Raw genomic sequence first — 22,621 nt, forward strand, 5'->3', positions numbered from 1 at the left:
CGGAATTGGACTGAGAGGCAACTGGCTATATGGCACGTTCGACAGCTCGCAAAAGGGCTCTGAATACGCTTTACGAAGCGGATGAGAAAGGGCAGGACATTCCGTCGTTGCTCGCCGAACGCATTGCCGAACCCGGGGCGCAGACCCCTCTGCCTGATTACGCCATCCAGATCGTCCGCGGTGTAGCCGACGAACAGGCAGGCATCGACCGCGCACTTGAGGCGCATTCCACTAAATGGCCGCTTAAGCGCATGGCCGTGGTCGACAGGAACATTCTGCGCATCGCCGCTTGGGAGATTCTCTTCAACGACGACGTACCCGAGCGTGTGGCCATCGACGAAGCCTTGGGATTGGCGAAAAGCCTTTCCGACGACGATTCGCCGGCATTCATTCATGGTCTCTTGAGCGCCTTGTGCGATGACAAGGACACGGTTCTTGCCGATATCAAGGCTGCACATGAGGCCGAGGCCAAGGAGAAGGCGGAACGAGAAGCGGAAGAGCGTCGACTTAATTCGCCGACCGCTCCCGGGTTCTTGCCGTCTCGTGGTATTTCCGGTAAGGGCGACGGCGTACCGTTCGAGACGGAAACCGAACCCGATGCCGCACAGGACGAAGAGCCAGAATCCAAGGCTTCGAAGGAACCGGATATCAACGATTCTTCTTCGAAGGAATCGGACAATAACGAATCTTCCATGGAAGAAAATACTGATTCCGTTCCTGCCGTTACCGTTGCCGACGAGGACGGGAGTTCAGGCGAAACGGTGGTTTCCTCCGGTGCCAATGTTGATAATGACACCGATTCGTCCGGCAAGACCGATGAGGTTTCGGCTCCCGAAACTCCCAACGTTTCGGATGCGGATGATGGCGAAACCGATTCCTCATCGTCCAATGATGACGTACCGATCCAGTCCGATTCGGCTGGTGAGGGACAAGCGTTGCCACCCGATGGCGACAATAATTCAATAATTGTGTAATTAGTTCTGACCGCGGTACGGTGGCCGGGCCGCGAATTTGTTTTTCCGGTCCAGTTATTTCCGAGTCCGCGCACGGGCCCGGAGCAAGGGGGACTCGTGGTGAGTCAGCAAACAGCTTCGGCAGCACAGTACTCTGAGGATGATGCTGTTCTGTTGTTGGAAGACGGACAGCTTTACGTAGGCGAGCCTTACGGCAAGCTTGGCTCGACATTCGGCGAAATCGTGTTCGCCACGGCCATGACCGGCTATCAGGAGACGATTACCGATCCAAGCTACGATCAGCAAATCGTGGTGCAGACTTTCCCTCATATCGGTGACACCGGTGTCAACGATGAGGATCCAGAGTCCAAACGGATCTGGGTGGCCGGTTACGTCGTACGCCAGCCCAGTCCGAACGTCAGCAACTGGCGTGCGGACGACAGCCTTGATGACGACCTCAACAAAGACGGCATCGTCGGCATCAGCAATATCGACACCCGTAAGCTTGTACGCCACCTGCGCAGTGCAGGCGTGATGCGGGCCGGTATCTTTTCCGGCGACGCTCTGGTGGACAAGGCCACCGGTTTGTTGCGTTCGGTTGATTCCTTGCTCCAGGAAGTCTTGGATTCGCCGAAGATGCAAGGTGCCAGGCTTTATGACCATGTCAGTACGGACGAGACCTACACTGTCGAGCCTTGTGGCGATTTCGAAGGCAAAGAGCCGCTGTTCACCGTCGCCGCCGTCGACTTGGGAATCAAGGGCATGACACCGCACCGTCTTGCCGAACGCGGATGCCGTGTGCACGTCGTACCGTCCACTGTCACCTTCGATGAACTCAAGACACTGAACCCCGATGGTGTCTTCTTCTCCAATGGCCCGGGCGACCCGGAAGAGGCCGCTCCCGAAGTCGATTTGCTGCGCGAAGTGCTCGATGCCGGATACCCCTTCTTCGGCATCTGCTTCGGCAACCAGCTGTTCGGACGTGCGCTAGGTTTTGATACCTACAAGCTCAAGTTTGGCCATCACGGCGTCAACCAGCCGGTCAAGGACATGACCACCGGCAAGGTCGAAATCACCGCCCACAACCACGGTTTCGCGGTCGATGCGCCGATTGGCAAGATTGTCGAATCTCCGTATAGCAATGGTAAATACGGCAAGGTGTTCGTTTCCCATATCGACCTGAACGACGATGTGGTCGAAGGCCTGCAATGTGTTGATATCCCGGCTTTCTCGGTGCAATACCATCCCGAAGCCGCCGCAGGCCCGCACGATGCCGCCTATCTCTTCGACCGTTTTGTAGCCCTTATGCGTGTCCACAAAGCAGGAGAGCCGGTCTCGTCCGTGCTTGCGACGCCGACATCATTATCACAACCGAATAGCACCGAAACTGGCCAATCCGCCGCTTTTGACAAGGAGAACAAGTAATGCCGAAACGTCAGGACATCAAATCCGTCATGGTCATCGGGTCCGGCCCCATCGTCATCGGCCAGGCCGCAGAATTCGACTATTCCGGTACCCAGGCCTGCCGCGTGCTGCGTGAGGAAGGCATCCGCGTCATCCTCGTCAATTCCAACCCGGCCACCATTATGACCGACCCGGAAATGGCCGACGCGACCTATATCGAGCCTATCGACGTGCCGATTCTCGAACGGATCATCGCCAAGGAACGCCCGGACGCCCTACTGCCAACGCTTGGCGGTCAGACCGCGTTGAACGCGGCCGAAGCGTTAGGCAAGGCCGGCGTGCTCGACAAATACCATGTCGAACTCATCGGCGCCTCGCTTGAGGCCATCGACCGCGGTGAGGACCGCGAGCAGTTCAAGAAGGTCGTGGATTCCGTCGGGGGAGAATCCGCGAAAAGCGATGTGGCCCATACGCTTGAAGAAGTCGACGCCGTTGTCGCCAAACTCGGTTTCCCGGTGGTTGTACGCCCGAGTTTCACCATGGGAGGTCTCGGTTCCGGCATAGCCCACAACGAGGAGGAGCTGCACCGCATCGCCGGCGCGGGCCTCCACGATTCGCCGACCGACGAGGTCCTGATCGAAGAGGGCATCGAAGGCTGGAAGGAATACGAGCTCGAGCTCATGCGCGACCGCAACGACAACGTCGTGGTCGTCTGCCCGATCGAGAACGTCGACCCTGTCGGCGTGCACACCGGCGATTCCATCACCGTCGCCCCCACCTTCACACTGACCGACCGGGAATACCAGAAGATGCGTGACCTCGGCATCGCCATCATCCGCGGCGTCGGCGTCGACACCGGCGGCTGCAACATCCAGTTCGCCGTCAACCCGAAGAACGGCCGTATCATCATCATCGAGATGAACCCGCGTGTCTCCCGTTCCTCCGCGCTGGCTTCGAAAGCCACCGGCTTCCCGATCGCCAAGATCGCCACGAAACTCGCGCTCGGCTACACGCTCGACGAGATCCGCAACGACATCACCCAGTCCACTCCGGCCTGCTTCGAGCCGACCATCGACTACGTGGTCACCAAGGTTCCGCGTTTCACCTTCGAAAAGTTCCCGAACGCCGACCCGACGCTGACCACCTCGATGAAATCGGTGGGCGAGGCGATGGCTCTCGGCGGCAACTTCCAGGAGTCGCTGGGCAAGGCCATGCGCTCCATCGACAAGCGGCACATGGGCTTCAGCTGGGACGGCACCAAGCCGAGCCAGGCCGAGGTCGACCAGTTGCTTCAAGATATGCGTACTCCTACGGAGAACCGCTACTTGCAAGTGCAACGCGCGCTCTGGGGCGGGGCCACACTTGAGCAGCTTTACGACGCCACCAAGATCGACTCGTGGTTCCTGAAGCAGTTCGCACTGATCAACCAGACCGCGATGGAAGTGCGGTTCACGGAAATCCTTTCGCCGAAGCTCCTGAAAAAGGCCAAGCTGGCTGGACTTTCCGACCTGCAGATCGCGCACTTGCGTCACTTGGGTGACGAAGGCGAGAACACGATTCGCGAGCTGCGCCACAACTACGGCCTGCGTCCGGTCTACAAGACCGTCGACACCTGCGCTGCCGAATTTGACGCGGTCACGCCGTATTACTATTCCTGCTATGCCGACGAATCCGAATTGAAGCCGCGCGACCGCGAGGCCGTCATCATCCTCGGCTCCGGCCCCAACCGGATCGGCCAGGGCATCGAATTCGACTACACCTGCGTGCACGCCGTGCAGGAACTGGGCAAGGACTATGACACCATCATGGTCAACTGCAACCCCGAAACCGTCTCCACCGACTACGACATGTCCGACCGGCTTTATTTCGAGCCGCTGACCTTCGAAGACGTCATGGAGATCTACGACGCCGAGAAGAAGCTCGGCCCGATCAAGGGCGTCATCGTCCAGCTCGGCGGCCAGACCCCGCTTTCGCTCGCCGCACGGCTCAAGGCCGCCGGCGTTCCGATTCTTGGCACTTCGCCTGAGTCCATCGACCTGGCCGAAAACCGCGAGCTGTTTGGTGAGGTGCTGCGTCGCGAGAAGCTCAACGCCCCTCGTTACGGCACTGCGCTCAACATGGACGAGGCTCGCGAGGCTGCCCATTCCATCGGTTACCCGGTGCTGGTACGCCCGAGCTATGTGCTCGGCGGGCGCGGCATGGAAATTGTCTACGACGATGCCCAGCTTGAAAAATACGTCGACCGCGCGCTCGACGAGGCCAAGGCCGACACGGTGGTTTCCGGACGTCTGCCCTCGCCGCTCTTGATCGACAAGTTCCTTCAGGACGCCATCGAAATCGACGTGGACGCGCTCTACGACGGTAAGGAACTTTATATCGGCGGCATTATGGAGCACGTCGAGGAAGCCGGTGTCCATTCCGGCGACGCGGCCTGCACCCTGCCACCCTCCACGCTTTCCGACGACCAGATCCAGCGCCTGCGCAAGGCGACGCTGGCCATCGCGGAAGGCTGTGGTGTACGTGGCGTCATGAACGTCCAGTTCGCCTACATGGCCAACACGCTCTACGTCATCGAAGCCAACCCGCGCGCCTCCCGCACCATTCCCTTCGCCTCCAAGGCGACTGGTGTGGCGCTCGCCAAGGCCGCAGCGCGCATTATGGTGGGGGAGACCATCGCCGACCAGCGCAAGTGTGGGCTGCTGCTTCCCAAAGGCGACGGCGGCACCATCCGCCCCGGCCAGCAGGTCGCCGTCAAGGAATCCGTCCTGCCGTTCAAGCGTTTCAGGACCGTCGCCGGCAAGTCCGTCGACACGTTGCTCGGCCCGGAAATGCACTCGACCGGCGAGGTCATGGGCTTCGACCGCGATTTCCCGCATGCCTTCGCCAAGTCCCAGCTTGCCGCCTACAAGGGAGGGCTCCCCACACACGGCAACGTGTTCCTATCGGTTTCCGATACCGACAAGCGCCAGTTGCCGCTGATCGCCACACGCTTGAAGGAACTGGGCTTCACGGTCTGCGCCACCGAAGGTACCGCTTCGGTCCTGCGTCGTTACGGCATCGATTCCAAGGTCGTCAGCAAGATTTCGGAGACGCCGGATCACGAGCAGGAGCTGAAGGCGGAATACGGCGACGATTACATCAGCAAGAACCCTGTCCAGATGATCGAAGACGGCGAGATCGACATGGTCTTGAATACCCCGTCCTCTCGCGGTGCACGTAGCGATGGCTACGCGATCCGCGCCTCGGCCATCATCGCCGACATCCCCGAATTCACCACCATCACCGAGTTTTACGCGGTGCTCCTGGCCATCGAAGCCGTACAGGCCAACGATTACCAGGTGATGAGCATCCAGGAGCATGCCAAGCAGCTTTTCGCTTCTGAAATCGAATAAATCGGTGAAATGGAAGACAACCCGGAATGGGGAGTCTGCCAACAATCGGATATTTTATCGTCTCACGAAGGTTATCTCAGCTTTCGTGGGACAATTTTGTTATTTGGCCCGTAAATCCGGCCAAGGCGAAGGGAGAAGCTTCTGCAGGGAAACCCCGAGAACCTGCGCGATGGCCATGATGTTGTGGAGGCTGGGGTTGGCCGGTGTTCCGGGCATGGACTCACCTTTCTCGAATTTCTGATAGGTATAGCGGGAAAGTCCTGCATCGTATGCAACCCGTTCCTGGCTGAGGTTTCGTTCCAATCGTAGACGTTGCAAATTCAAACCCAATTCTTTGACATAGTCGTTCCAAGTTCCTGATGGAGTATTTTTTGACATAAAACTCAAACTATGAAGCTCTTTTACTGTATATGGCCTCCCTTATATGGCATCTGTGATATTATGCTAAAAGCAATTCCGGATGCATCCCTCGTGCTAAGGGCAGCTGGGAGAGATTCGGAAGGGCCAAAACGTGCGCGTCGTGGTGCTTCCAAGCTGGATTCTAGGTAGGAAACGATGGCGTTTCGCATGAGTTTTACAGAGAGGTAAAGAAGTTATCAGTATTTGAGAGAAAGGTAACGATGTCTGGAACAATCAGTGGGAATACCAGTTGTAAAGCCAAAACCGACGTACACGGCAATAAAATTCTGGCACTGCTGGCGATGCTTGTCTGTGTGGTCACGCTTTTCAGCGGCTGTGGAAAGCCGTTCAGCATTGTGGGTTCATGGGAAAACGAGGGGCCGGGCACCTATGGCCAGGCGTATGAGCAGGGAAAACTCATCCAATTTGGTTCGAATGGGAAATGTAACCTCTGGAGCCCTAGCGACAAATATGCGTTGAAAAAGGAATCCAATGGTTCCTACAAATTGGTTATCAACGGGCTGCTCGGAGGCGGTGGCGTGTTTGATGTGCAGGTTAAGGACAACGACCATATCACGCTCACCAAAGGCAATATCACACTGAATTTCGAACGTGCCGGATAGATATCGCTGCTGAAGCGCTTTGGTTATTGAAACAAACATAGAGAAAGAAGACAAGGATGCCGGGTAACAACATATCGGCTGCTGTTTCAAAGTGCGATGTTCAACGCAATCGTATTGGTATGTGTAGGTTCACGGCGGTGCTGGCGGTGATGGCATGTGTGCTGACCATACTTAGTGGCTGCGGCTCTTTCAGCATTATCGGAACATGGAAGAACAACGGCCCCGACAGCTGGAGCTCAACGCATTCGGACACCATCACGTTCACTGAGGACAACTGCAATGTTTATAGTCCCAAAGACACCTATGAGTTGAATAAAGAGTACGGAGATAAGCAATACGACTACGATCTGGAAATCGCTGGTCGTTCGGGTGGCGGTGTATCGCTTGGCGTGAAGGTTAAAGACAACAATCATATTGTGCTTTCTAATCGTGCCACCACTTTGAACTTGGAACGTATCAAATGATCCATGAAACGGTGCTTATCTCGCTTCGGTTTACCAATTATCAATGAATTAACAAAAGGAAAATAATCATGGACACTATCGAGAATCCCTCTTCGGCAAGTAACAACAAAATTAGTGACGTTGATGTGTCATTATCTTCACGAGCGGAGAAAAGCAAAGAATCTGGGAGTTCAGTGACGAAGAAGAAGCACCATTCCGTAGGCGCGATTATTCTCTATGTTCTCTACGGCCTGATTGCTTCCGCGATTGGCATTGCCTTAATGGTTTACAGCAATGGCGATACCACAGGAATTGTTGTTGGATTGGCTCTTCTCGCTTATGGGCTTTGGGTGTTCAGTGGGGCATTTACCGGTGGCTGGCGACCTATTTTCTATATTGTCGGATAGCGCGATGAACTGTCGGGAATATTAAGGCACAGAGAAAGAGAGAACAATGCAAGCAACGGCGATTCTGCTGATGGTGATTGCGCTGGCTGGTTTATGTGTTTGTGGCTACGTGATATATCACACTCGAGAGGTTCGCCCGAGTTGGGGCGGTGAATGGACTTCACTTATTCGGCCGATACTCTATCTTAAATATGGCTGGACACTTGCGATACCATTGACGATTTCAGTGATTGGCATATTGGTTAGCGGCTTCAGCAATGCTGGTTCATATGTGGGCTATACCGCAGGTTCGGTGTTCAATCCTGATAATTATGAGGAAAATCCCGCCGTGTTTATCCATGGTTCCAATATCGGCATCAGTGCGCAGAGCCTTAACAAGCACTTGGATAAACTGCGGGCCAGAAATCTGTTGTTAGTAGCTGTGTTTTTGTTGTTACTTGTCGCAGTCATCCTTCTTCTCGTCACATTGAGTTGGACAATGGCCTCTACTGTCGGGTATATGCGTGACGAAATCGCCAGTAGCGATAAACTCAACCGTTTCATGGCCGCTCAATATCAACAAAAATTCGGCAAATACGAACCAACGGGTCTGGAAAAGCTCTATCCCTTTAAGTACTACCAGTTTACTGTCGAATGCGTGCTCTCGCCGCAATGGGTAAAAAGCATAATCAAAGCGGATGAGTCTGAACCGGCCAAACAGATGTGGAAACATTTGGCGGTGGAGTTCGGACTGCCGTGGGGCAAGCCCTATCTCTGGTTCCAAGGATTGAAGCAGGATGAGGGCGGATGTCTCGTTTCCGCATAAATCTGCGACTAACCAGGGTGAACAGCGTTAATAAGGTTTCTGCAATTGAACCAACCGAACAAAAGTTTTAAAAGGAGACAATAATGAAAAATTCAAAATTGGTGAGAGCTGCGGCAGCGATGTTATGTGCGGCGATGGCACTCGCAGGCCTATCGGCTTGTGGATCGAGTAGCAGCAGCGCTGAAGGGTCTTCGACCAGTTCTGATGGACAAAGAACCGAGCCTAAGTCAGAGTCGAATACGAATGGTTCCGACAACAGTCAGCAGAAAACGAAGCCAACTGAGCCAGAACCAAGAACATTTTCAGAAATTTTTAATGGTAAACAGTCGATTTGGTTCGCAAGTAATGAGATAACAAAGGATGCTCATTTCAGGTATGTATTGGTGTTTGATCATGGCAAAGTAACAACGTATCCATTCAGTTGGGGCACTCTAGGTGATCAACTCAAGCTTGTTGGTGGTTACGGATTTGCTGATTTGCGCGGAGTGCCAATGAACCAAGTACTCGCCAAAGTACAGGAAATGGATCGCGGCAGTTTTGATAAGCAAGTTGAGTTAGGGAAAAATCTAAATCAAAAAGAGCATAATGATAAAGCTGTAGCAGAGTTTCAAGCTATGGAAGGCCATTATCCGGTTCCGGTTCCAACAGATTTTAAATTGAGTGTGCAGACTGATTCAACCGGAAATAATGTTATCAGTGAAAAATTGGTTTGGAAACGTACTCGTTGTGAATGGCATACAAATGTTGAAGGGGTACATATGGAGCAAGAAGAAACTGAGGAACCTGTAGAATTTAAAGGTTACGGTTCATCTTCTGGTCCTGGTGGTGGCACTCAGACGGTGTATGATAAAAATTTCACTGGCACTAGTGGACTTGTCAGAATGAGTTCGACAGGTGAACAACTTCCGACTATTCCTGAATTCGATCGTGTTGGCGCTCCAGGAGTAATTGAAGATAGCGCAAACTGAGGAAATATATATTTGTACTTCAAAATCTTATAGTCAAGATAATCGTCAAAGAATGCCTTTTTCGCCGAGGATTTTGAGGACAAAAATAGGAATATCAATGAAGACATTAACAAATATTGTTGATAATTCTTGCTGGCTAATTGTATTTCTCAAGTATGGATGTATGGATGGATTCAAAGCGATATGAGTTTTGGCTTTGGATTCATTAGAAATTCAAAAAATCCTGATTATGAAAGAGAAAAAGTAATGAAGAGTTCAATGTTGACGAGAGCGACAACGGCGATTTTGTGTGTCGTGGTGGCATTTGCAGGCTTATCTGCTTGTGGATCTTCCTCGTCGAGTGATTCGAATGAGGAATCTTCAAGTGAAGCAAAGACTGATGATACAAAGTTCAAGATGACGACTTTCTCCGAATTGTTGAACGGGAAACCGACGATCTGGTTCCGGAATGGCATGGTCACCGCCGCATGGGATGATGTACATATCCCGGAAGTGTTGGTGTTCGAGAACAAAAAAGTTACTATCTATTCAAACGGTGAGGGATGCGAGAGCGATCCTGAATGCGGCATCTTCTATCGTGATTTTAAGGGTGTCAGTGATGACCAGATGCTTGAAAAAATAAAAGAATTGAACCACGTCGCTTTTGACAAATATGTAGCAAAAAACATACAAACATTGCAGAAGTCTTTAACTAAAGCCAGTCCTGCTAACGTCGATAAACTGAAAAATAAACTAGCAAGTTATCAGGCCTTGCAAAGCCATTATCAAGAACCTCAGCCGTATGATTATTCGTTGAGCGTTAAGACCAATAATGACGGGAAGGTTAATGGCGAAACACTTCATACAAAATATTACAGCCAGGTTGATGCCAGTGAAAAAGGTAATGGTAACTACGGTTACACCATGGAACTCAATGATGAATCAATACAGCATCCAAACAATAGTGTGACGACCGTCTACGGTACAAAGCTTATTTACGAAGGGCGTCTCTACAGAAGGATTCCAAAGGATGAAGAACCGCTTCTGGTCCCAAAGTTCGATAGCCTTGGCACTCCTGGGGTGACCAAAGAGAAATAAAACCGGCTCAAATTTCAGTAACCCAATTTGATGTCATATTCATTCGTTCGAGAGAAAGAGAAAATCTATGCAAGTGTTGTCGGCATTGTTCTTCATTATTGCAATCATCCTGTTGGTTGCAATTGTCTATGTGTTTTACCGGTTTAAGAAGACCCATTCGGATATGCCGATTAAGTTGGTGGATCTTATTTTGCCGGTGGTGTCCGTTAAGTACGCAAAACTGCTTGCGATACTTGCTGTCGTGTTTGTAATTGGCGCGTTGATCGCCGGTTTTAGCAACGCAGGTTCCTACGCTGGCTATGATGCAGGTTCGGTTTTTGACCCCAAGACCTACCATGAAACCGGGGTTACCAAGATGTTCGGCTCGGACATCGGAATGAGCGCGCAATCGCTTAACGACCACCTTGATCAGCTAAGGGCCGGCCGGTCCCGCTCTGGCTTGGTTGTTCATCGCACTGTTGATGCTGGTTCTGCTGGTTTTAGCGATATTGGTTTGGGCTTTGTTTGATACCGTGCTTTATATGGACGATCAGCTCGAAGATGCTTCCACTCGTGATTTCTTCGTTCAGCAATACCAAGCCGAACGCGGGGAGTACAGGGAGACGGGCCTCGAATCGTTGATTCGTTTTAGGCTGTCACAATTCGCCATCGAATTCGTTCTTTCGCCGGCTTGGAAAGATGCTCAGGCCAAGACTGAGGCAATGGGTAGCATGTGGAATCAACTGCTTTCCGCGCTGGAAACGCCGCAAGGCAAACTCTATCTTGTTTTCCAAGGCCTGAGACTGACGAGCGACTCATATCTGACGAACCGGTGAAAGGATGTGAGATATGGGCTTTGCCTATGGATTGACTGATTGATATTGACATGGACGGTCACGACTATCCCCAATCAGTCCTTAGCAATCAAGATGCTGACGGCCGGTCTTTTTGACAACAGTTAATGATGTATTGTTACCTTCTGGCTTTAGAGGGTAACAGCGAAGCAATCACGTATTCGTATGTCTATGAGAACGCTTTGTCCGATTTTGAACAACATCTGAAGTCACCGTCGAAAAAAGAATTGTTCTACATTATCGAGCTGAGCCTTTATTCGTAAGAGATATGCAATCGCAGTTGAATGCATATTCTGATTGGTGTCTTAACTGAACAGAAAGTTCCGCAGACCCCACCGGATCGGAAGGATGCTGTCACTTGTTAATTGATGTGTGTTTCGTATGTATAGCTGTTCGAAAGCAATAAATTATTAAGGAGAACAAAGTTGTTATCATTTGGAATTGCAGTTCTTGTGGCGACCGTTATTCTTGCCGCTGTCGTCGTATACAAATCATCGAAAAGCTACAAAGATTCCGGTTTCGGATCGGCACTACCTGCCTTGATTGTAATGCCGTTGGTAACGATGAGATATCGTGCCGTGCTCTGGGTATTGGTGGCGATTCCGATTATCGGTGTGTTGTTCTTTGGTTATAAAAGTTCCGGGTACTATCAAGGCTATGCCGCGGGATCGGTTTTTGATCCCAAGACTTACGAAGAGACCGCAGTGACTCGTACGTTTGGTTCGGATATCGGACTTTCCGCAAACGAACTGAACAAACGTGTGGGAATGCTGCGCTCCAAAAATTTGGGTATGATTTTCGTATTCCTGGCCGTTTTGCTACTGGTTGCGATTCTTCTGTTGGTGTTGGCATTGGTGATGACCGATGTCGTCGCAGAGGTTTGTGCAAAGTTCGCTGTTCAGCCCCAGCTCAAGACTTTTTTCATTGAGCAATATGAAAAGGACAACGGACCTTACTCTCCGAACGATGTCGAAAGTAAAGTCCCGATCAAGCTGAGTCTTTTCGCCAGTGAATACCTTCTTTCGAAGGAAAGGTGGTCGGTTGAGAACAAACCGCCGTTGGAGACGGAATTGGAACAGAAACTGAGCGCGATTATGGAAACGGTCAAAGGCAAGGTCTTTCTGCTTTTCCAAGGTCGAAAACTTTCTGGCTCAGGTTATCTCGAACCGTTGTTCTGAAATCATATTGTGATGAGCCCCTGCACACTTTTCATTGTCGAACCTACTCGAGTGTGCGGTGTTTGTTCCGAAATGACAATAAAGAGATTGTAAAAATGAGGGTGCGGGTACGAACTTTAGAACGATTACAAGGTTGCTGACTCGATGCTGACGGCAATCTGATGTATAGAAGTTAAACAGTCATTTATGGCATGCATCTGCACATTCTTATCTGTTTGCGATTAGCAATAAATAAAAATATCTAAAAGGAATTACAATGAAGAATTCAACTATACAAAGAGTGGCGGCATCGGTGTTGTGTGCTGTGATCGCGCTCGCAGGTCTGTCTGCTTGTGGATCGAATAGCGGCAGTGCTGACGGGTCTTCGGCTAGTCCCGATGGACAAAGAACCGAGCCTGAGTCCAGTTCTAATTCTGATAATAAGCAGAAAAATGAGTCTGAAACAGCGAAATCTCAGACTTTTTCGCAAATGTTCAATGGCAAGCAGACTATCTGGTTTTACTCATCTGAAAGTGCGTATATTGGCAAAGACTTTCATCCCGATGCGATTTTTGTCTTTGAACATGGAAAGGTAACAACATATAAAAATTGGCAGGATCGAGCTTCTGGAACCGCTTTTACCTTTGGTGATTTTAAAGGAGTTTCTGAAGACCAGCTTCTAACTAAGGTGAAAGAACTGTCGAAGGGTTCTTTTGACAAGGCGACACACGGGGCGAAAGGACAATATATTGAGCCAAAGCCTTATGACGTTACATTTAATGTAAGAACCGATTCTTCTGGTAACGCAGTAGCTAGTGAATTGATAAACATTAAATACTGGTCGCAATCCAAAAACAAAGAAGATGAAATCCGGCTAGAACTTGAACAGAACGGGACTACTTACAGTGGGTCCGAGATTAAAAGCAGAACCATTTACGACAAGCAATTCACAGGATTTACTGGGGATGGTCGTTTCTTCTTTGGAAGAATGAGCACGGCAGGAAGTCCTGAACCCACAATGCCGACGTTTGACTCCATAGGTACAGCTGGAATTACCGAAGAAAAGGGTATGCCGTTGAATGTGAGTGGTGAAATAATAGAAAGAATGTGATTATCAGGGATAGGTTTTTAGAAGAATTCTATGGGAAGCCGGTTGTTGCATAGATGCAATAGCTAGGTAACAACCGGATAGGGGACATTAGGTTAGGAGTTGTGTGAGCAACAATGACGGATTTGCTCTAGATGTCACAGAAATAACGAATAGTAGCCGTTATCGTAAGCAGAAAGTTGATTCTTGCTTTTTGACCTTATTGATTTGTTCAACCGTGACGTCAACGAATGTGCTGCAGATGAACTCAATATCGGAATCGCAGTCGGAACTGGGCTGGTTTAAGAAGTAAAGCCAGTGGTATTTTTGTTTTATTACACTGACTATGCGGCTTAGAGACTTTACGCCTTTCGTTTGCAATTATGACTTGATACTGATTCTCAATAATTGTAATGAAGGTCAGTTTGGAACTACTAATTGTTCTTGCAAGCTCATTCCGCGGGCTTAAGTAGACTGGAGTCCATCGAGAGGAGCATATCTTGAGCGAGCATGTCAGAAACGAGAAAACGAAACAGTCGCATAAAGGACGCCTTATTGTCTTGACCGGACCTACTGCCGTCGGCAAAGGAACTGTCGAGGCAAATCTGCTCAGCAAACATCCCGAAGTTTGGGTTTCTGTGTCTGCCACCACACGTGAGCCGCGGCCGGGGGAAGTTAACGGGAAGAATTACTGGTTCATGAGCGAGGATGAGTTTGTCGCTCGCGAGAAGCGCAACTGGTTCCTTGAGACCGCCGTCGTGCATGGCATGGCCCATTACGGCACACCGCTGCAGCCAGTGCTTGATCATCTCGCCAAGAACATCCCGACGATTCTTGAGATTGATTTGCAGGGCGCCCGTCGCGTCAAGCAACGTGCCGCCGAACTCAACCTTGAAATCGTTTCGGTGTTCATCGCGCCGCCGAGCTACGACGAGCTGGTCAAGCGTCTGATTGGACGTGGCACGGAGAACGAGGAGCAGCGCAGAAAGCGCCTTAAAACCGCGAAAGTCGAGCTGGCCGCCGAGCCGGAATTCGACGTCAAAATCGTCAACGACACCGTGGACCGCGCCGCCGACGAGCTCTGGGGCGTCATCGCCAAGGAATACGGCATCGCAAAGTAAACGGCTTACTAAACCGGCTTAGTCTGTTTATCTGTTTTGCGCGGTTTATCCGGTTTATCTAGCATCAGGTTTCTAAATCAAGCCTTGACCAACTGGTGAACCCGCTGGTACGAGATACCGAGCATTTTGCCGATGTCGCGTAGGGTAAGACCCATTTCGTGAAGTGTTTTGGCAGCAAGACCTGTTTTGAGTTTGGCTTGGCGTTCTGTTTCCTCCGCCAGAGCCCGTTCGCGGTTGGCATCAGTTACGCAGGCTTGTGCGGCCTCAGGAAGCTCAATGTGGACGTCCAGTTTGATGTCTTTTAATGGTTCATTAGTCATGATATGGATGAGGTCGCGGGCCATGGTATCCACTTCCTGCAGATTAAGGGCCTGCGTGACACGCTCAATTTGAGGTACGTCAACGAGCCATGCATCTTCATCCCTGGTCACGTTGACCTGATAGACCGTGCTCATTTCCACCAATCCTTACCGAGTTTTTCTTCGCATTCCTTGCGAATTCGTAAAGCTGTATTTTCTCGAATTTCATTGTGCCGAGGTATAGGTATGACTTGATCTCCTAAATGCAATAGTTCATGATTGCCACCCTGACTTGAACTGAAAGGCACGCCAGATTTCCGGGCCTGTGCCCGTATCTCCTTGATGAGTGCCTGACGTTTTGTCATAGAGTTAGTATAGCAAGATAGACAAGCTTATGTCAATTTGGGTTGACAAATCTATGTCTAGGATAGTAGACGGAATTTTGTGACGGTAAAACATCAACGCATAACTATTCAAAAGAATTGGCTTTTTCTCTATTCTTCGTTTATGCTTGATTTATTCGGTTTGGCAGTGTTGCGGTGATTGGATTCGACATCGACGGTTGAAGGTTGCCTTTATGAAAGACATTGACTGGAAAGAGAACGCGATATATTTCCTCATCACCCTTGTCACTTATTTTGTTTTGGGCATTTTCTGGTTTGATCATGGCAATCTCATGGCGGCATTGGCGGATGCGAAGCTCTGGTTCGAGGCCGTAGGTCTTGCTGTGGTCGTGGTGATTGTGCATGTCGCAGAAGACTTGTGGAAAGGCAAAAAGAAGCACGAAGCCGAGCATTCAGCGAGTACGAGTGAAGGATAGTTTTGGTCTGTTCGCAGATATCTGCATTTGATAGTTTGATACGAACGATAACCTATCAATATTTCTGTATAAAGTGGTTCCGTATATGGATTAAATCATATATGGGACCACTTGCAATTAGCAGATTGCCAAACAATTAGCACATCACGAAAGTTCGGAGAGCTTGTTGTGCTCGCCAAGCAACTTATCGAGCGGTTGGAACGTCGACGCATGGAAAGTGACCAGGAGTAATGAACAAGTACGAGTCTATGAACCAGAATCTGGGCAACGACGTCATTGTCGTGCACGGTGCGACGCAGAATAATCTGAAACATGTCAACCTTACATTGCGCAAGCATGCAATCACCGTGTTTGTCGGACTGTCTGGTTCCGGCAAATCCTCGCTGGTTTTCGACACTGTCGCGGCGCTCTCTCGGCGAGAACTGAATGAGACGTTTCCGAGTTTCACTCAGCAATACCTGCCGAAGTTCGGCCAGCCGTCGGTTGAGCGCATCGACAATCTTCCGGTTGCCATCGTCATCGAACAACGGCGGCTCGGCTCGAATGCGCGCTCGACGCTGGCAACATACACCGGAATCTATTCGCTGTTGCGACTGCTGTTTTCCCGCATCGGCAAACCGTTCATCGGTTATTCCGACACCTATTCGTTCAATCTCCCACAAGGCATGTGTCCGAAGTGTCAGGGGCTGGGCTATATCGACGATATCGATGAAAGCAAGATCATCGACAAGAACAAGTCGCTCAATGAAGGGGCCATGACTTTCGTGAGTTTCGGGCCGGACACATGGCGGTGGCGGCGTTATGTCAACAGCGGTCTGTTCGACAACGACAAGCCGATCAAGGACTACACTCCTGAAGAGTATGACCTGCTGATGCACGCCCCACAGCAGAAACTCAAGAATCCGCCCGCCAACTGGTACAAGACCGCACTCTACGAGGGTATTGTGCCGCGTATCCGTCGCTCGATTCTGCATAAGAAGGAGGCGAGCAAGCATAAGGATGCCATTGCCGCAGTGGTGGCACATGTGCCGTGCCCGGCCTGCCATGGCACAAGGCTTAAACCGGAAGTGCTCGGCGTCACCATCAATGGTTCCAATATCGCCGAAGTAAGTCACATGGACCTGATTCATGTCGTGGAATTCTTGGACAACGTCACCGATCCTTTGGCTGCCGAAGTGGTGCGGGAACTGAAGACCAAGGTGCAATCGCTGGTCGATATCGGTTTGGGGTATCTCACGCTCGACCGAGGGACCGGCACGTTGTCGGGCGGCGAAGCGCAGCGCATTAAAATCGCCAAGTATCTGACCAGTTCGCTCTCCGATATGCTCTATGTGCTCGACGAGCCTAGCGTCGGGTTGCATCCGCATGACATTAAGCTGATTGTGCAGGCGTTGCGTCGGCTTAAAGATAAAGGCAATACAATTTTCATTGTCGAGCACAACCCGGAGGTCATCGCCCTCGCGGACAACGTGGTAGAGATTGGGCCTGGAGCCGGGGCCGAAGGCGGAACGGTGACTTTTCAGGGGACTTATGCTGAGCTGATGGATTCTGACGCGATGACTGCGCAATATCTCAGGCAGAAACCTGCATGGCCCCAGGTGCGTCAGCCTCAGGGCTGGTTCGAGATTGACCACGCCAAAACCAATAATCTGAAAGAGGTCAGCGTTCGCATACCCAAAGGTGTGATGACAGTGGTCTCTGGCGTTGCCGGCAGTGGCAAAAGCTCGCTAGTCGCCGCATTCAGGCAGCAACTTGACAAAAACGGCACCGAATACGTCGACCTTTCGCAAGGGGCGATCGGCGTCAACATTCGCTCGACGCCGGCCACCTATCTCGATATCCTCGATTCGATCCGAAAACTGTTTGGCGCGGCCAATCATGTTTCCACCCAGCTGTTCAGCTATAACGGCAAAGGCGCATGTCCGCGCTGCAAAGGCAAGGGCGTGACCATCACCAATATGGCGTTCATGGACCCGGTGGTGCAGACCTGCGAAGTGTGTGGCGGGCAGCGGTACAATCCCGACGTTTTGCGCTACCGTTACCACGGGAAGAACATCGCCGAAGTGCTTCGTCTTTCGGTTGCGAACGCCGATGCCTTTTTCGCCGGAGAGCCTCAGATCGCGACGAAACTGGATAACCTTCGTAAAGTCGGGCTTGACTATCTTTCGCTTGACCAACCGTTGACCACATTGTCTGGTGGGGAACTGCAACGCCTGAAGTTGGCCTTCGAACTGAACAAGAGTGGCGCGGTCTATCTGTTCGACGAGCCGACTGCCGGCTTGCACCTGAAGGACACGGACAAGTTGCTTGACCTATTCAGGCAGTTGGTTTCCCAAGGAAACACGTTGGTTGTCATCGAGCATAATCTCGCCGTCATCAGTCAGGCCGATTGGCTTATTGATGTGGGTCCAGATGCCGGCCGCTATGGCGGCGAAATCATGTACGAGGGCACACCTGCCGGTTCATGTTCGGTTCCACGCTCCAAAACCGGCCAAGCGCTGTCAGCTTTGTTCTTCTAGGGCGTTTATACGAATAAAAATGTAGTTGATATTTCCGTAAAAGTGGTCCCGTATATGAATCAAGTCATATACGGGACCACTTGCGATTAGTTGATTGCTAAACTGCTAGTGCATCACGCAAGTCCTGAAAGCTTGTTGATGAGATCAGGATTTCGGGCCGAACCGTGAAGCGGGGAGTCCTGTGGACTCCCCGTAGGTGAGGTGAGCGACCGTTAAAGTCGCGAAGGCTACTTGAGACCGCTGAGCTTATTGATAAGATCGGGGTCTCGAGTAGCACCCTTGTCCGCGGAACGGGCGAAGGCGGCGTAGGCCTTGAGGGCCAACGAAACTTTGCGGTCGCGGTGGGCGACGTAGCCATCTCCGGCTTCGAGTTCCTTGCGGCGCTCCTCGAACTGCTCGGGGGTGAGCTCCACATTGATGGTGCGGTTCGGGATGTCGATGTCGATCATGTCGCCATCCTTGATCAGGGCAATTGGCCCCTTGTTCGCCGCCTCGGGGGCGACGTGGCCAATGGCGAGACCTGACGAACCGCCGGAATAGCGGCCATCGGTGATCAGCGCGACGTCCTTGCCAATGCCCTTGCCCTTGACGAACGAGGTGGGGTAAAGCATTTCCTGCATGCCCGGGCCGCCCTTCGGTCCTTCGTAACGAATGACCAGTGCTTCGCCTTTCTTGAGCTTGTCGCCCAAGATGACTTCGACGGCCTGCTCCTGGGACTCGACGATGTGGGCTGGGCCGCGGAACTTCCAGATGTTTTCAGGCACGCCTGCGGTCTTCACGACGCAGCCGTCAGGGGCGAGGTTGCCACGCAGAATCGCAAGGCCGCCTTCCTTGACTGCCGGATGGTTGATGTCATGAATGGCGCCGTTGACGCGGTCGGTGTCCAACGAATCGGACAGCGTTTCGTGCGTGAACGGTTCGGGGGACTTGATATGGCCCGGAGCCGCACGGTAGAGTTCCTTGGCCTTGGCAAGGCAGGTGGGACGCATGATGTCCCAATCGTCAAGCTTGGATTCAAGGTCGGGGTAATCGACGGAATGCACGTCACGATGCAGCTTGCCGGCGCGGTCGAGCTCGCCCAAGATGCCGCAGATGCCGCCGGCGCGGTGTACGTCGGAAATCTCCCAGTCGCCAGAGGGGCTGGCCTTGCAAATGCAAGGCACGGTGTGGCTGATGCGTTCGATGTCGTCGAGCGTGAAATCGACATCGGCGCTCTGGGCGGCGGCGAGGATGTGCAGCACGGTGTTGGTGGAACCGCCCATGGCCACGTCCATGGTCATGGCGTTCTCGAAGGCGTGCTTGGTGGCGATGGCGCGCGGCAGCACGCTCTCATCGTCCTTGTCATAGTAACGGTGCGCGAGGTCGACGATCTTCTTGCCGGCCTCGATGAAGAGCTGCTTGCGATAGCCGTGTGAGGCCAGCGTGGTGCCGTTGCCGGGCAGGGCAAGGCCGAGCGCTTCAGTCAGGCAGTTCATCGAGTTGGCGGTGAACATGCCGGCGCAGGAACCGCAGGTGGGGCAGACGGTCTTCTCATAGGCGAGCAGGTCTTCGTCGGAGACGTTGTCGTCGGCGGAAGCATACATCACGTCGATCAGATCAGTGGTTTCGGTCTTGCCGTTGGACAGCGTCGTTTCGCCGGCTTCCATCGGGCCGCCGGAGACGAAGATGGTGGGGATGTTCAGGCGCAACGCGGCCATCAGCATGCCGGGGGTAATCTTGTCGCAGTTGGAGATGCAGATCAGGGCGTCGGCGCAGTGCGCGTTGACGGAGTATTCAATGGCGTCGGCGATGATGTCGCGGCTCGGCAGCGAGTAGAGCATGCCGGTGTGACCCATGGCGATACCGTCGTCAACGGCGATAGTGTTGAACTCGCGGGGGATACCGCCGGCTTCTTCGACGGCTTTCGAGACGAGACGTCCGACCTTGTTGAGGTGGACGTGGCCAGGCACGAACTCGGAGAACGAGTTGGCGATGGCGACGATCGGTTTTCTACCCAAGTCTTTCCCTGGCACGCCAGCGGCGCGATAGAGTGCTCGGGCACCGGCGAACATGCGGCCGGTCATGATGTTATGTGAGCGCATTTGCATGATTCTATATAAGTTCATCCGTTTCGTATTTGCCGAATAGCGACCAAATGATGAACGTATTTTTTGTATTTTTCTCGGCCGATCACATAAAACCATGGTGAAATCGCAGTATCCGCGTATACTTGACTATTTGAGTAGCTTTATTCTTCTTTAGGGAGCAAACAATATGGCATTTGGCACCGAGCCTACACCGAGCGGTCTTGCCGATCCGACGATCGACCAGTTGATGGAGCATTCCGATCACAACAAGTATTCGCTGTCGATTTTCGCCGCGAAGCGCGCCCGTCAGATCAATTCCTATTTCACCCAGCTCAACGAAGGCCTTCTGCAGAACGTCGGCCCGCTGGTGGAGTACCAGAACAATGAGAAGCCGCTTTCCATCGCCTTCCGTGAGATCAATGAAGGCCTCCTGGAAGAGACCCTCGGCGAGGACGACCTGAGCGAAGGCAGCATCGACTAGTTTCCGTTCTTTAAAAGCCCGATTCCGTTCAAGGAGTCGGGTTTTTGTTTATTTGCTACCGATATTCATATTTATATTGCGATAGTCTTGTTGATATAGGGACATGCGCGTACAGTGAATTTTCGTATGTATACACGTCAGCCGCTATGCGGCTCTGGCATGGAAGAAAGAAGTTCACTGTGTCTACAGAAGTGACAAAAGAGCGTCGCCTGATTTCAGCGGAATCGGTTACCGAAGGGCATCCGGACAAGGTCTGTGATCAGATTTCAGATGCAATCCTTGACGATATGCTTCGTCAGGATCCCCATTCCCATGTGGCGGTGGAAACGTCGGCCGCCATCGGGCAATTTCTTATTTTCGGTGAGGTGACCAGCTCCGGCTATTCCGACATCCAGCATATCGTGCGCGATGTCGTCAAGAACATTGGTTACACTTCTTCCGAAGTCGGCCTTGACGCCGATTCATGCGGTGTGCTGGTCTCGCTGACCGAGCAGAGCGCCGAAATCAACCAGGGTGTCGACCGGCTCAACCCCGAGCAGGAATCAGCGGTTTCGCGCGAGGAACGCTACGAGGCGCAGGGTGCCGGCGACCAGGGCATCATGTTCGGTTACGCCTGCGACGAGACGGACGTGCTGATGCCGCTTCCGATTTATCTTTCCCACCGATTGGCATATCGTCTGGCCCAGGTCCGCAAGGAGGGCATCGTTCCACATCTTCGTCCGGACGGCAAGACGCAGGTCACCATCGAATACGATGACGACGACCGCCCGGTTCGCGTCGATACCGTATTGATTTCCACACAGCACGACCCCGAGGTCGGCCATGATTGGCTCATGGAGCAGCTGCAGGAGCACGTCATCAAGCCGGTGCTCGAAGAGGTGTGCGGCACTTCGATCCGCCACGACGATTACCGTGTGCTGGTCAACCCGACCGGTTCCTTTATCCTTGGCGGACCTGCCGCCGATGCGGGACTCACCGGCCGCAAGATCATCGTCGACACCTATGGCGGGGCGGCCCACCACGGCGGCGGCGCCTTCTCCGGCAAGGACCCGAGCAAGGTCGACCGTTCCGCGGCCTACGCCACGCGTTGGGTGGCCAAGAACATCGTCGCCGCAGGGCTTGCGCACAAGGTCGAGGTGCAGGTGGCCTACGCCATCGGCGTCGCCGATCCGGTGAGCGTCAACGTCAACACCTTCGGCACCGAAATCGGCGGCGTGACCCGCGAGCAGATTCAGGCAGCGGTGCGCAAGGTCTTCGACCTGCGACCGGCGGCGATCATCGACGAGCTTGATCTGCTCCGCCCGATCTATCTGAAGACGGCGGCATACGGCCATTTCGGCCGCACCGATCCCGACTTCACATGGGAGGCCACCGACAAGGTCGACGAGCTCAAGGCGGCCATCGCCGAGAGCTGAAAGACGTAAACTGATTCTATTCTTTTTTGAATGTCCGATTTTGGCCATATTCTGCAGCTCCTGCTATGTAGGATATGGCCAAATTTCATTTCTGAAGAGTAATGGCGATGGATTTCCGATTCCACTCGGCTATATCTCATTTTTTGACCCTCTTGGCGCGCCAAGAGACCCGTTTTTTACGGATTTCGGTTCGATTCTTCAATTTTTGATCCTCTTGGCACGCCAAGAGGATCCATTCCCATAGATTTGAGTTGATATCTTTGATTTTTGGTTCTCTTGGCGCGCCAACAGGGACGGAACCATGATAAAAGAAGTAAATTTTCACGCGCAGCAAAACCGTTACAGTGTCGTA

21 protein-coding genes and 1 pseudogene are annotated in these 22,621 nt (G+C 52.3%); 18 read left to right on the forward strand and 4 right to left on the reverse strand.

Annotated features, from left to right (window positions below):
- Nucleotides 1-29 precede the first annotated feature (29 nt).
- From nusB to carB, 3 genes and pseudogenes are all read left to right on the forward strand, one after another.
- A pseudogene (nusB, locus tag PT275_RS01905) lies at nucleotides 30-416 on the forward strand (transcription antitermination factor NusB); the annotation flags it as partial.
- Between the two features lie 657 nt (nucleotides 417-1,073).
- Nucleotides 1,074-2,378 (forward strand): glutamine-hydrolyzing carbamoyl-phosphate synthase small subunit, encoded by a 1,305-nt coding sequence (carA, locus tag PT275_RS01910; protein WP_277151832.1) that lies wholly within the window; start codon nucleotides 1,074-1,076, stop codon nucleotides 2,376-2,378.
- The gene (gene carB, locus PT275_RS01915) at nucleotides 2,378-5,749 is read left to right on the forward strand and encodes a carbamoyl-phosphate synthase large subunit (protein ID WP_277151835.1); all 3,372 of its coding nucleotides are present in this window, start codon (nucleotides 2,378-2,380) and stop codon (nucleotides 5,747-5,749) included. The genes carA and carB overlap by 1 nt, the downstream gene beginning before the upstream one ends.
- Nucleotides 5,750-5,848: 99 nt before the next feature.
- Here carB and PT275_RS01920 read toward each other — a convergent pair whose 3' ends face one another.
- Nucleotides 5,849-6,127, reverse strand: coding sequence for a helix-turn-helix transcriptional regulator (locus PT275_RS01920; RefSeq protein WP_277151837.1), 279 nt, complete (start codon nucleotides 6,125-6,127; stop codon nucleotides 5,849-5,851).
- A gap of 242 nt (nucleotides 6,128-6,369) precedes the next feature.
- Between PT275_RS01920 and PT275_RS01925 the strand changes: the two genes are divergently transcribed.
- The 11 genes from PT275_RS01925 (at nucleotide 6,370) to gmk (ending at nucleotide 14,669) form a co-directional block, all read left to right on the forward strand.
- Nucleotides 6,370-6,771, forward strand: coding sequence for a hypothetical protein (locus tag PT275_RS01925; protein ID WP_277151839.1), 402 nt, complete (start codon nucleotides 6,370-6,372; stop codon nucleotides 6,769-6,771).
- Nucleotides 6,772-6,827: 56 nt separating this feature from the next.
- Nucleotides 6,828-7,235, forward strand: coding sequence for a hypothetical protein (locus PT275_RS01930; RefSeq protein WP_277151841.1), 408 nt, complete (start codon nucleotides 6,828-6,830; stop codon nucleotides 7,233-7,235).
- A 68-nt stretch (nucleotides 7,236-7,303) separates the two neighbouring features.
- Nucleotides 7,304-7,621 carry a hypothetical protein gene (locus PT275_RS01935; protein ID WP_277151843.1) on the forward strand — a complete coding sequence of 106 codons (318 nt, stop codon included), beginning with the start codon at nucleotides 7,304-7,306 and terminating at the stop codon, nucleotides 7,619-7,621.
- Nucleotides 7,622-7,667: 46 nt separating this feature from the next.
- Complete coding sequence (locus tag PT275_RS01940; RefSeq protein ID WP_277151845.1) at nucleotides 7,668-8,426, forward strand: hypothetical protein; 759 nt, start codon at nucleotides 7,668-7,670, stop codon at nucleotides 8,424-8,426.
- Nucleotides 8,427-8,509: 83 nt separating this feature from the next.
- Nucleotides 8,510-9,394, forward strand: a complete 885-nt coding sequence (locus PT275_RS01945) for a hypothetical protein (protein WP_277151847.1) — start codon at nucleotides 8,510-8,512, stop codon at nucleotides 9,392-9,394.
- 183 nt (nucleotides 9,395-9,577) lie between these two features.
- Nucleotides 9,578-10,471 carry a hypothetical protein gene (locus tag PT275_RS01950; RefSeq protein ID WP_277151849.1) on the forward strand — a complete coding sequence of 298 codons (894 nt, stop codon included), beginning with the start codon at nucleotides 9,578-9,580 and terminating at the stop codon, nucleotides 10,469-10,471.
- A gap of 67 nt (nucleotides 10,472-10,538) precedes the next feature.
- Nucleotides 10,539-10,979 carry a hypothetical protein gene (locus PT275_RS01955; protein WP_277151851.1) on the forward strand — a complete coding sequence of 147 codons (441 nt, stop codon included), beginning with the start codon at nucleotides 10,539-10,541 and terminating at the stop codon, nucleotides 10,977-10,979.
- Between the two features lie 13 nt (nucleotides 10,980-10,992).
- Nucleotides 10,993-11,286, forward strand: a complete 294-nt coding sequence (locus tag PT275_RS01960; protein ID WP_277151853.1) for a hypothetical protein — start codon at nucleotides 10,993-10,995, stop codon at nucleotides 11,284-11,286.
- 443 nt (nucleotides 11,287-11,729) lie between these two features.
- Nucleotides 11,730-12,482, forward strand: a complete 753-nt coding sequence (locus PT275_RS01965) for a hypothetical protein (RefSeq protein ID WP_277151855.1) — start codon at nucleotides 11,730-11,732, stop codon at nucleotides 12,480-12,482.
- Between the two features lie 256 nt (nucleotides 12,483-12,738).
- A complete protein-coding gene (locus PT275_RS01970; protein WP_277151857.1) occupies nucleotides 12,739-13,572 on the forward strand; it encodes a hypothetical protein in 834 nt (277 codons plus the stop codon).
- A 476-nt stretch (nucleotides 13,573-14,048) separates the two neighbouring features.
- Entirely contained in the window at nucleotides 14,049-14,669 is a 621-nt protein-coding gene (gene gmk / locus PT275_RS01975; RefSeq protein ID WP_277151859.1) for a guanylate kinase, read from the forward strand.
- Nucleotides 14,670-14,746: 77 nt separating this feature from the next.
- Here the strand turns inward: gmk and PT275_RS01980 are convergent, their stop codons facing one another.
- Together PT275_RS01980 and PT275_RS01985 are read right to left on the reverse strand one after the other, a co-directional pair.
- Entirely contained in the window at nucleotides 14,747-15,124 is a 378-nt protein-coding gene (locus PT275_RS01980) for a hypothetical protein (protein ID WP_277151861.1), read from the reverse strand.
- The gene (locus tag PT275_RS01985) at nucleotides 15,121-15,333 is read right to left on the reverse strand and encodes a hypothetical protein (RefSeq protein WP_277151863.1); all 213 of its coding nucleotides are present in this window, start codon (nucleotides 15,331-15,333) and stop codon (nucleotides 15,121-15,123) included. The genes PT275_RS01980 and PT275_RS01985 overlap by 4 nt, the downstream gene beginning before the upstream one ends.
- 212 nt (nucleotides 15,334-15,545) lie before the next feature.
- On the opposite strand from PT275_RS01985, the gene PT275_RS01990 reads away from it, so the two are divergent.
- Together PT275_RS01990 and PT275_RS01995 are read left to right on the forward strand one after the other, a co-directional pair.
- Nucleotides 15,546-15,788 carry a hypothetical protein gene (locus PT275_RS01990; RefSeq protein WP_277151865.1) on the forward strand — a complete coding sequence of 81 codons (243 nt, stop codon included), beginning with the start codon at nucleotides 15,546-15,548 and terminating at the stop codon, nucleotides 15,786-15,788.
- 230 nt (nucleotides 15,789-16,018) lie between these two features.
- Nucleotides 16,019-18,307: an excinuclease ABC subunit UvrA gene (locus PT275_RS01995; RefSeq protein WP_277151867.1), complete on the forward strand. Its 2,289-nt coding sequence runs from the start codon at nucleotides 16,019-16,021 to the stop codon at nucleotides 18,305-18,307.
- A 227-nt stretch (nucleotides 18,308-18,534) separates the two neighbouring features.
- Here the strand turns inward: PT275_RS01995 and ilvD are convergent, their stop codons facing one another.
- Nucleotides 18,535-20,394 carry a dihydroxy-acid dehydratase gene (gene ilvD, locus PT275_RS02000; RefSeq protein WP_277151869.1) on the reverse strand — a complete coding sequence of 620 codons (1,860 nt, stop codon included), beginning with the start codon at nucleotides 20,392-20,394 and terminating at the stop codon, nucleotides 18,535-18,537.
- Between the two features lie 166 nt (nucleotides 20,395-20,560).
- Between ilvD and rpoZ the strand changes: the two genes are divergently transcribed.
- Nucleotides 20,561-20,854, forward strand: a complete 294-nt coding sequence (gene rpoZ / locus PT275_RS02005) for a DNA-directed RNA polymerase subunit omega (RefSeq protein WP_277151871.1) — start codon at nucleotides 20,561-20,563, stop codon at nucleotides 20,852-20,854.
- A gap of 191 nt (nucleotides 20,855-21,045) precedes the next feature.
- Nucleotides 21,046-22,269 carry a methionine adenosyltransferase gene (gene metK, locus PT275_RS02010; RefSeq protein ID WP_277153619.1) on the forward strand — a complete coding sequence of 408 codons (1,224 nt, stop codon included), beginning with the start codon at nucleotides 21,046-21,048 and terminating at the stop codon, nucleotides 22,267-22,269.
- Nucleotides 22,270-22,621: the final 352 nt, after the last annotated feature.

The organism is Bifidobacterium sp. ESL0745 (assembly GCF_029433335.1).
Classification (GTDB): Bacteria; Actinomycetota; Actinomycetes; order Actinomycetales; family Bifidobacteriaceae; genus Bifidobacterium.

Bases quoted from the DNA above. Each gene is read 5' to 3' on its own strand.
- PT275_RS01955 (WP_277151851.1), top strand. From the start codon at position 10,539: ATGCAAGTGTTGTCGGCATTGTTCTTCATTATTGCAATCATCCTGTTG.
- PT275_RS01960 (WP_277151853.1), top strand. From the start codon at position 10,993: ATGGACGATCAGCTCGAAGATGCTTCCACTCGTGATTTCTTCGTTCAG.
- ilvD (WP_277151869.1), bottom strand. From the start codon at position 20,394: ATGCAAATGCGCTCACATAACATCATGACCGGCCGCATGTTCGCCGGT.
- rpoZ (WP_277151871.1), top strand. From the start codon at position 20,561: ATGGCATTTGGCACCGAGCCTACACCGAGCGGTCTTGCCGATCCGACG.
- PT275_RS01930 (WP_277151841.1), top strand. From the start codon at position 6,828: ATGCCGGGTAACAACATATCGGCTGCTGTTTCAAAGTGCGATGTTCAA.
- PT275_RS01970 (WP_277151857.1), top strand. From the start codon at position 12,739: ATGAAGAATTCAACTATACAAAGAGTGGCGGCATCGGTGTTGTGTGCT.
- PT275_RS01925 (WP_277151839.1), top strand. From the start codon at position 6,370: ATGTCTGGAACAATCAGTGGGAATACCAGTTGTAAAGCCAAAACCGAC.
- PT275_RS01940 (WP_277151845.1), top strand. From the start codon at position 7,668: ATGCAAGCAACGGCGATTCTGCTGATGGTGATTGCGCTGGCTGGTTTA.
- PT275_RS01935 (WP_277151843.1), top strand. From the start codon at position 7,304: ATGGACACTATCGAGAATCCCTCTTCGGCAAGTAACAACAAAATTAGT.
- PT275_RS01990 (WP_277151865.1), top strand. From the start codon at position 15,546: ATGAAAGACATTGACTGGAAAGAGAACGCGATATATTTCCTCATCACC.
- PT275_RS01950 (WP_277151849.1), top strand. From the start codon at position 9,578: ATGAGTTTTGGCTTTGGATTCATTAGAAATTCAAAAAATCCTGATTAT.
- PT275_RS01985 (WP_277151863.1), bottom strand. From the start codon at position 15,333: ATGACAAAACGTCAGGCACTCATCAAGGAGATACGGGCACAGGCCCGG.
- PT275_RS01995 (WP_277151867.1), top strand. From the start codon at position 16,019: ATGAACAAGTACGAGTCTATGAACCAGAATCTGGGCAACGACGTCATT.
- PT275_RS01980 (WP_277151861.1), bottom strand. From the start codon at position 15,124: ATGAGCACGGTCTATCAGGTCAACGTGACCAGGGATGAAGATGCATGG.
- carB (WP_277151835.1), top strand. From the start codon at position 2,378: ATGCCGAAACGTCAGGACATCAAATCCGTCATGGTCATCGGGTCCGGC.
- PT275_RS01920 (WP_277151837.1), bottom strand. From the start codon at position 6,127: ATGTCAAAAAATACTCCATCAGGAACTTGGAACGACTATGTCAAAGAA.
- PT275_RS01945 (WP_277151847.1), top strand. From the start codon at position 8,510: ATGAAAAATTCAAAATTGGTGAGAGCTGCGGCAGCGATGTTATGTGCG.